General features: G+C 38.4%; 8 protein-coding genes and 3 pseudogenes. 10 read left to right on the top strand and 1 reads right to left on the bottom strand.

Translation table 11 applies throughout. The features are described from left to right. Positions 1-94: 94 nt before the first annotated feature. Positions 95-553 (top strand): annotated as a pseudogene (gene slyD, locus ARSQ2_RS09110) (peptidylprolyl isomerase); the annotation flags it as partial. A 68-nt stretch (positions 554-621) separates the two neighbouring features. Here slyD and ARSQ2_RS09105 read toward each other — a convergent pair. Continuing rightward, on the bottom strand, positions 622-843 hold the full coding sequence (locus tag ARSQ2_RS09105; protein ID WP_181995104.1) for a SlyX family protein: 222 nt from the start codon (positions 841-843) through the stop codon (positions 622-624). 391 nt (positions 844-1,234) lie between these two features. Here ARSQ2_RS09105 and fkpA point away from each other — a divergent pair. The 9 genes and pseudogenes from fkpA to tuf all read left to right on the top strand — a co-directional run. Next, a pseudogene (gene fkpA / locus ARSQ2_RS13095) lies at positions 1,235-1,809 on the top strand (FKBP-type peptidyl-prolyl cis-trans isomerase). 453 nt (positions 1,810-2,262) lie between these two features. After that, a complete protein-coding gene (locus ARSQ2_RS09095) occupies positions 2,263-2,967 on the top strand; it encodes a helix-turn-helix transcriptional regulator (RefSeq protein WP_181995103.1) in 705 nt (234 codons plus the stop codon). Between the two features lie 4 nt (positions 2,968-2,971). Beyond that, entirely contained in the window at positions 2,972-3,385 is a 414-nt protein-coding gene (gene tusD / locus ARSQ2_RS09090; RefSeq protein ID WP_181995102.1) for a sulfurtransferase complex subunit TusD, read from the top strand. Positions 3,386-3,392: 7 nt separating this feature from the next. Then, entirely contained in the window at positions 3,393-3,752 is a 360-nt protein-coding gene (gene tusC, locus ARSQ2_RS09085) for a sulfurtransferase complex subunit TusC (RefSeq protein WP_181995101.1), read from the top strand. Between the two features lie 17 nt (positions 3,753-3,769). Then, positions 3,770-4,075: a sulfurtransferase complex subunit TusB gene (gene tusB / locus ARSQ2_RS09080; protein ID WP_181995100.1), complete on the top strand. Its 306-nt coding sequence runs from the start codon at positions 3,770-3,772 to the stop codon at positions 4,073-4,075. Positions 4,076-4,205: 130 nt separating this feature from the next. Then, entirely contained in the window at positions 4,206-4,580 is a 375-nt protein-coding gene (rpsL, locus tag ARSQ2_RS09075) for a 30S ribosomal protein S12 (RefSeq protein WP_119711948.1), read from the top strand. Between the two features lie 98 nt (positions 4,581-4,678). Next, positions 4,679-5,149: a 30S ribosomal protein S7 gene (gene rpsG, locus ARSQ2_RS09070; protein ID WP_181995099.1), complete on the top strand. Its 471-nt coding sequence runs from the start codon at positions 4,679-4,681 to the stop codon at positions 5,147-5,149. 76 nt (positions 5,150-5,225) lie between these two features. Next, entirely contained in the window at positions 5,226-7,337 is a 2,112-nt protein-coding gene (gene fusA, locus ARSQ2_RS09065; RefSeq protein WP_181995098.1) for an elongation factor G, read from the top strand. 71 nt (positions 7,338-7,408) lie between these two features. Continuing rightward, positions 7,409-8,423, top strand: a pseudogene (gene tuf / locus ARSQ2_RS09060) (elongation factor Tu); the annotation flags it as partial.

The following is an 8,423-nucleotide window of genomic DNA, read 5'->3' as shown; positions in this document are numbered from 1 at the left end:
GACTTTAAAATGATTACAAGTAATTACTCTATATCAGTAAATTTATATTGGAGAAAAACATATATTTTGTAATCAAAATTAAGACGCTTAGCTATATTTGCATGGTCGTGGTTCTTTGATTTCAGCTTTAGAAAAGGCACTCGAAAGATGCAGTGTCGGTGAACATTTCGATATTGAAATCCAAGCTGATGACGCTTATGGTCAATATGATGAGAATTTAGTTCAACGTGTACCAAAAGATGTTTTTGTTGGTGTTGATGATTTACAAGTTGGTATACGTTTCTTAGCTGATACCGATATGGGCTCAGTATCGGTAGAAATTACCGGTATTCAAGGTGATGAGGTTATCGTTGATGGTAATCACATGTTAGCTGGTCAGAATTTAAAATTTAATGTTAAAATTATCGCGATCCGGGAAGCTACTGAAGAAGAACTAGCGCACGGCCATGTTCATAGTGAGGATGCTCATGAGGGTGGTTTCTGTAATGGTAAGCATCATGGTGATAAAGGGTGTTCTCATGGACATGTTGGTTGTGGTTGTGGTTTTCATTAAGTTGGCATAATAATTACCTAGACTGAAATAAATCAGCGAGAAAATAGGCTCGCTGATTTTTTGATTGCTTAATAGTGTGGTGGTGGAGTTTCTTCATTAATTGGCGCTAATGGTGATGATTGTGTGGCTTTTAATCGTTCAGTAACCAGTTGGATATGTTCTTTTAATTTAACCATTTCAAGTTCTTGTTCGACAACCACTTGATTAAGCGCTTCAATGGTGATCTCTTGAAAAGATAATTTACTTTCCAAATCTTCTAATCTTTCTTCATATTTTTTAAGTAAATCCACTTGAACCTCCTGTCGGGAGTGAAATACATAGATTGGATATTCGATATAGTGCCTACTGATGAAGCCTTAGAGACGTTTTTTCTATTATGATTTACCTGGTAACTTCTTTTTATTGTCCTTGTTTAACTATATTTAATTCCTTAACTTATTGTATTATCTGGCAGTTGATTAGCTAACACACTTTACTATGACTGATTAGGAATAATAAACATAATTGGAGAATTGAATGAAATCATTATTTAAAACAACTCTTTTAGTGACGTCTTTGTCTATGTTGCTAAATACCTCGCAAGTATTCGCTGCTGATGCAAATAAGAAATTTGATAATTAAGATTAGCGTAGCGCTTATGCATTAGGGGCTTCGCTGGGTCGTTACATCGATAATTCTTTAATGCAGGAAAAATCTATCGGTATTAATCTTGATAGGAAACAGCTTTTAGCTGGCGTAAAGGATGCGTTTATTAATAAAAGTAAACTTAATGATCAAGAAATAGAAACAACCTTAAAAGCACTTGAAAAAAGAATACAAACTTTAGCCCAGCTAAAAATGGAAGAAGAGAGTAAAAAAATGGTAAATTGGGTGATGATTATCGAGCTAAATATCTTAAAGAAAAGAAAAAGTGTAGTAAAAACAAAAAGTGGATTAATTTATAAAATTGAAAAACCAGGCGAAGGAGCAAAACAAACAGATAAAGATACTGTCGTGGTAAATTACGAAGGTCGTTTAATTGATGGCTCAGTATTTAACAGTTCTTATAAGCGTAATGAACCGTTAACAATTGCGCTTGATTCACTTATCTCTGGTTGGACAGAAGGTTTGCAACAATTGAAAAAGGCGTTAAAATTCAACTTATTATTCCACCAGAATTAGGTTACGGAAAATCTGCAGCAGCGGCAATTCCAGCAAATTCAACTTTGATCTTTAATGTTAAGTTATTAGAATCAAACCGGCTAAGAAATAATTGAGAGACAAAAGAGGCAGAGTTTAACTCTCCCTTTGGCTTTCTTATATATCAAGGATAGTCGAGATTTATTTATATTAATTTATGATGAGTGGCAATATAAATGCGGTAATAAAAATTCCGCATTATTAATAAATACATCGAATATAATTTAAAGTATTATTATAAATGTTAATATTATTAAATTTACTTAAAGTATTATTAGCAGGTTTTTGTGATTTTTGTCTAAATTAAATGATTAAGTTACTTTTTTGTTTATATCCTGTGAGGAAGACCAAAGGTCTGACACGAGATCCCTTGACGATCGGTCTTTGTGGTTTTAACGTCTTAGATTCTTTTTACCGTAAGTTTAGCGTATTGATGATTGCTAAATAAATTGCATATTAATAATAAGATCGGTGTTTACTCACATAATGGTTTAATAAAGTTTCGTCAATATATAGAGGATGGAGTCTGAATGTCTAATCTATTATATTCTAATGATAGCTGTGATAATGATTTACTGGATGATCAACCGTTTGATGATGTTGATTACGCGATTTTGACATCTTATGAATGGATGGTTGACGGTTTGGCTATGTTAATTGGTGGACATTGTGAAATTGTTCTTCATTCACTTGAAGATTTAAAATCTTCAGCGGTCAGAATAGATAATGGTGAAGATACAGGCCGTAAGATTGGTTCACCAATTACCGATTTAGCTTTACGTATGCTACATCATATGACCGATATTGATTCCAGTGTATCGAAAGCTTATTTTACGCACACAAAAAGTGGCGCCTTAATGAAATCAGTCACTATTGCTATCCGTAATCCCAAACGGCGAGTTATTGGTTTACTTTGTATTAATATGAATTTAGATATGCCATTTTCTGAGATAGTCAAAACATTTGTGCCGGAAAAAAACCATGAAGTTGCTTCCAACGTTAATTTTGCCTCTTGTGTTGATGATCTTGTTGCTCAGGCATTGGAATTTACCATAGAAGAAGTTAATGCTGATCGCAATGTGCCAAATAATATGAAAAACAAACAAGTCGTGCTCAATTTATATGAAAAAGGGATTTTTGATATTAAAGATGCGATTAATCAGGTTGCTGATCGTTTGAATATTTCTAAGCACACTGTTTATCTTTATATAAGGCAGTTTAAAAATGGTGAGTAAATAAATGGGGGCTTCTACTTTAAATAAGCCTTTGACTTATTGCCTATTAGTGACAGAGCCTGCTTATGGAACTCAGCAGGCCACTAATGCTTGGCAATTCGCGAATGCTTTGGTTATCAAAGGACATATACTAAAAACCGTTTTTTTCTATCAAGAAGGTGTTTACAACGGTAATCAATTAATTTCACCAGCTAGTGATGAATTTAATTTACTTATAGGATGGAAAAAATTAGCACAGCAGACAGGATGTCAATTGAATGTCTGCGTTTCTGCTGCATTGCGACGGGGTATTATTGATGAAACTGAAGCCAAAAATAGTCACTTACCCGGTGCTAATCTGGATGAAGATTTTGTATTGAGCGGGTTAGGTAGTTTGGCTGAGGCCATGCTTGTCTGTGATCGCACAGTTCAATTTTGAGATAAATATGAAAAAAATAGCATTTGTATTTATAAAAATACCTCATGGAACTTCAAGTGGTCGTGAAGGATTAGATGCTTTGCTCGCCACTTCTGCATTAACTGAAAAGATTGGTGTTTTCTTTATTTCTGATGGTGTTTGCCAATTACTGGCCAAACAAAATCCCAGTAAACTCCTGGCGCGTGATTATATTTCAACCTATAAATTACTGCCATTATATGATATTAATGCTTGTTATATTTGTCAGGAAGATCTTGAAACAAGGGGATTCTCTGCTGACAGCAGTTTTATCCTACCGGCAACAGTTATTCCTGCTGACAGGCTTAGACGTAACTTAGCAGATTATGATGTAATTCTGACTTTCTAGTTAAACAGAAGACTAACATGTTATATACCATTTCTACTTCCCCTTATTATAGTGACTTTGATTCACTCATTAGCTTATTAACGGAGCAGGATGAGGTATTATTATTACAGGATGGGGTTTTGCTGGGACATAAAATCTCATCGGGTAATAAAGATAATAATTTTTTAATGCAATTTAAAGATAAAGGGATTCAAGTTTTTGCTTTACAAAATGATGTAGAAGCCAGGGGATTAATGCCATATATGTCATCTTATGTCCGTCAGATATCTTATGTTGATTTTGTGCAATTAACGGTAAAACATCCACAATATTTTGCTTGGTAATGAATGATCCGTTGTATATTTCTTGACACCTGCCTCTGTCAGCAATAAAATTTCGCGCCCTCGTGTTTTATCATGGCGATAAGCGAGGAAAATATCCGTGTTTACGAAGCAAAAACCAGGAGCTTTTTTAATGGCAACAATTAATCAGCTGGTTCGAAAACCACGTAGCTCGAAAGTTGTGAAAAGCAACGTTCCTGCACTGGAAGCTTGCCCGCAAAAACGTGGTGTATGTACTCGCGTATATACTACTACCCCTAAAAAACCTAACTCAGCATTGCGTAAAGTATGCCGCGTTCGTTTAACTAATGGTTATGAAGTGTCTTCTTACATTGGTGGTGAAGGCCATAACTTGCAAGAACACTCAGTAATCTTGATTCGTGGTGGTCGTGTTAAAGACTTACCCGGTGTGCGTTATCACACTGTCCGCGGTGCATTGGACTGTTCTGGTGTAAAAGATCGCAAACAAGGTCGTTCTAAATACGGCGCTAAGAGGCCGAAGGCTTAATGGTTCTCCGTTAAGTAAGGCCAAACATTTAATTTTTTAATGTCAAAATAAACTCATAGAGTTTTGGACAACCCTGAATTTAAAAACGGAGTATATCCATGCCACGTCGTCGTCTAATTGGTCAACGTAAAATTTTACCAGATCCAAAGTTTGGATCAGAATTATTGGCTAAATTTATTAATATTTTGATGGTAGATGGTAAAAAATCTACTGCAGAAGCAATTGTATATAGTGCGCTTGAGGACCTGGCTCAACGTGCTGGAAAAAATCATTTAGAAGCCTTTGAAATAGCTCTGGACAATGTTCGTCCAACAGTGGAAGTTAAATCACGCCGTGTTGGTGGTTCAACTTACCAGGTTCCTGTTGAAGTTCGTCCTGTCCGTCGTAATGCATTAGCAATGCGTTGGATTGCTGAAGCTGCTCGTAAACGCGGTGATAAATCGATGGCTTTGCGCTTAGCAAACGAATTATCTGATGCGGCTGAAAATAAAGGGACTGCTGTTAAAAAACGTGAAGATGTTCATCGTATGGCAGAAGCTAACAAGGCGTTTGCACACTATCGTTGGTAGCATTCGCTAGTTATGTTTCGTAAGGGTAACATGGTGTTACCCTTGTACCAATTGAACGGTCACGAGAGAGGAAAAAATGGCTCGTAAAACTCCCATTACGCGTTATCGCAACATCGGTATTAGTGCCCATATTGATGCTGGTAAGACTACAACAACTGAACGTATCTTATTTTATACTGGCGTGAGCCATAAAATTGGTGAAGTTCATGATGGCGCAGCAACGATGGACTGGATGGAGCAGGAACAAGAGCGTGGTATTACTATCACTTCAGCTGCAACTACTGCTTTCTGGTCTGGTATGGGTAAACAGTTTGACGAACACCGTATCAACATCATTGACACACCAGGACACGTTGACTTCACTATTGAAGTAGAACGTTCTATGCGTGTTCTTGATGGTGCGGTAATGGTTTATTGTGCAGTTGGCGGTGTTCAACCACAATCTGAAACAGTTTGGCGTCAGGCAAATAAGTATCAAGTACCCCGTATCGCATTTGTTAATAAAATGGATCGGATGAGTGCTAATTTCTTGCGTGTTGTTGAACAGATTGAGTCACGTCTGGCAGCAATACCAGTTCCACTTCAGTTACCTATTGGCGCTGAAGAATCATTCACTGGTGTTATCGATTTAGTTAAAATGAAAGCAATCCACTGGAATTATAGTGATCAAGGCGTCACTTTCGTTTATGAAGATATTCCAGTAAACTTACAAGCTCAAGCTGAAGAGTGGCATGGTAAGCTAATTGAAGCTGCGTCTGAAGCATCAGACGAGTTGATGGAAAAATATTTTGGTGGCGAAGAGCTGTCAGAAAAAGAGATCAAACAAGCATTGCGTAAGCGCGTATTGAATAATGAAATTATTTTGGTTACGTGCGGTTCAGCCTTTAAAAATAAAGGTGTACAAGCAATGCTGGATGCGGTTATTGAATATTTACCCGCACCTACTGATATTCCGGCAATTAATGGTGTTTTAACCGATGGTAAAAATACACTAGCAGAACGCCATGCAAGTGATGATGAGCCTTTTTCAGCATTAGCATTCAAAATTGCAACTGACCCATTTGTTGGTAATTTGACTTTCTTCCGGGTTTACTCTGGTGTAGTTAATTCAGGGGATAGCGTTCTTAACCCAGTTAAAGATAAAAAAGAGCGTTTTGGTCGTATCGTTCAGATGCATGCTAATAAACGTGAAGAAATTAAAGAAGTCCGAGCGGGTGACATTGCTGCCGCTATCGGCCTCAAAGATGTGACTACCGGTGATACGCTATGTGCTATGGATGCCCCAATTATTTTAGAGCGTATCGAATTTCCACAGCCTGTTATCTCGGTTGCTATTGAACCTAAAACTAAAGCTGACCAAGAAAAAATGGGTATTGCTTTAGGTCGTTTGGCTCAAGAAGATCCATCCTTCCGCGTTTCAACAGATGAAGAATCTGGTCAGACAATTATTGCGGGTATGGGGGAATTGCATCTGGAAGTATTGGTTGACCGTATGCGTCGTGAATTTAAAGTTGAAGCGAACGTTGGTAAACCACAAGTAGCATACCGTGAGACTATTCGTAAGTCTGTTGAGCAGGAAGGTAAGTTTGTTCGTCAGTCTGGTGGTCGTGGTCAATTTGGTCATGTATGGATACGCGTTGAACCTTTGGAAGCAGGCCATGAAATTGGTTATGAATTCCACAACGAAATCGTTGGTGGCGTTGTACCTAAAGAATACATACCTGCGGTGGATAAAGGCGTTCAAGAACAGATGAAAAATGGTGTTCTGGCGGGCTACCCCATTGTTGATGTCAAAGTGGCATTGTATGATGGTTCCTATCATGAGGTTGATTCCTCGGAAATGGCATTCAAAATTGCAGGTTCTATGGCTTTCAAAGAAGCTTTCATGAAAGCAGGTCCAGTTTTACTGGAGCCAATCATGAAAGTTGAAGTTGAAACGCCTGAAGACTATATGGGTGACGTAATTGGTGACCTGAACCGTCGTCGTGGTATGATTGAAGGTATGGAAGATACAGCAACTGGTAAAACAGTTCGTGCTCAAGTACCATTATCAAAAATGTTTGGTTATGCCACAGATCTGCGTTCACAAACTCAAGGTCGTGCTTCTTACTCAATAGAATTTTTGAAGTACAATGAAGCACCAACCAATATTGCTCAAGCAATTATTGAAGCTCGTAAAGCTACGTAATTGGGTTTCGGTTTAACTATTTAATCTGGTTCTCTCCTATTGTTTCAGAGAACTCTATAACGAATAGAGTCGTGTCTAAAGAAAAATTTGAACGTAAAAAACCGCACGTTAACGTTGGTACAATCGGCCACGTTGACCATGGTAAAACAACTTTAACTGCTGCAATCACCACCGTATTAGCGAAAACTTATGGCGGTAGTGCACGTGCATTTGATCAAATTGATAATGCACCGGAAGAAAAAGCGCGCGGTATCACAATTTCTACCTCTCACGTAGAATATGATACGCCAACCCGCCATTATGCCCACGTTGATTGCCCAGGCCACGCAGATTATATAAAAAACATGATCACCGGTGCGGCACAAATGGTCGGCGCGATTTTAGTGGTTGCAGCAACAGATGGTCCAATGCCACAAACACGTGAGCATATCCTATTAGGTCGCCAGGTAGGTGTTCCTTACATCATCGTTTTCCTGAACAAATGTGATATGGTAGATGATAAAGAGCTGCTGGAATTGGTTGAAATGGAAGTGCGAGAGCTTCTTTCTCAGTATGATTTCCCAGGAGACAACACGCCGGTAATCAAAGGTTCAGCGTTGAAGGCGTTGGAAGGCGTTGCTGAGTGGGAAGAGAAAATTCTAGAGTTAGCGAAAGCATTAGATGACTACATCCCAGAGCCAGAGCGTGCGATAGATAAACCGTTCTTGTTGCCAATCGAAGACGTATTTTCGATCTCAGGCCGTGGAACCGCGTAGTAACAGGCCGTGTAGAGCGTGGTGTAGTTAAGGTTGGTGAAGAAATTGAAATCGTCGGAATTAAAGAGACGACCAAAACGACCTGTACGAGCGTAGAAATGTTCCGCAAACTGCTGGACGAAGGTCGTGCAGGTGAAAACGTAGGTGTATTATTACGTGGTACCAAGCGTGAAGATGTAGAGCGAGAGCGTGGTCAAGTATTAGCAAAACCAGGTTCAATCAATCCGCATACTCAATTTGAATCAGAAGTATATATTTTGAGCAAAGACGAGGGCGGTCGCCACACGCCATTCTTTAAAGGTTACCGTCCACAGTTTTATTTTAGAACGAC

The sequence above is a fragment of the Arsenophonus endosymbiont of Bemisia tabaci Q2 genome, assembly GCF_902713415.1.
Taxonomy (GTDB): domain Bacteria; phylum Pseudomonadota; class Gammaproteobacteria; order Enterobacterales; family Enterobacteriaceae; genus Arsenophonus.
The sequence above is the reverse complement of the archived record's forward strand: the minus strand, read 5'-3'. Positions and strand labels throughout refer to the sequence as shown.

Excerpts from the sequence above, each read along its gene's own strand:
- tusC (WP_181995101.1), top strand. The coding sequence starts at position 3,393 with ATGAAAAAAATAGCATTTGTATTTATAAAAATACCTCATGGAACTTCA.
- tusD (WP_181995102.1), top strand. The coding sequence starts at position 2,972 with ATGGGGGCTTCTACTTTAAATAAGCCTTTGACTTATTGCCTATTAGTG.
- rpsG (WP_181995099.1), top strand. The coding sequence starts at position 4,679 with ATGCCACGTCGTCGTCTAATTGGTCAACGTAAAATTTTACCAGATCCA.
- tusB (WP_181995100.1), top strand. The coding sequence starts at position 3,770 with ATGTTATATACCATTTCTACTTCCCCTTATTATAGTGACTTTGATTCA.
- rpsL (WP_119711948.1), top strand. The coding sequence starts at position 4,206 with ATGGCAACAATTAATCAGCTGGTTCGAAAACCACGTAGCTCGAAAGTT.
- ARSQ2_RS09095 (WP_181995103.1), top strand. The coding sequence starts at position 2,263 with ATGTCTAATCTATTATATTCTAATGATAGCTGTGATAATGATTTACTG.
- fusA (WP_181995098.1), top strand. The coding sequence starts at position 5,226 with ATGGCTCGTAAAACTCCCATTACGCGTTATCGCAACATCGGTATTAGT.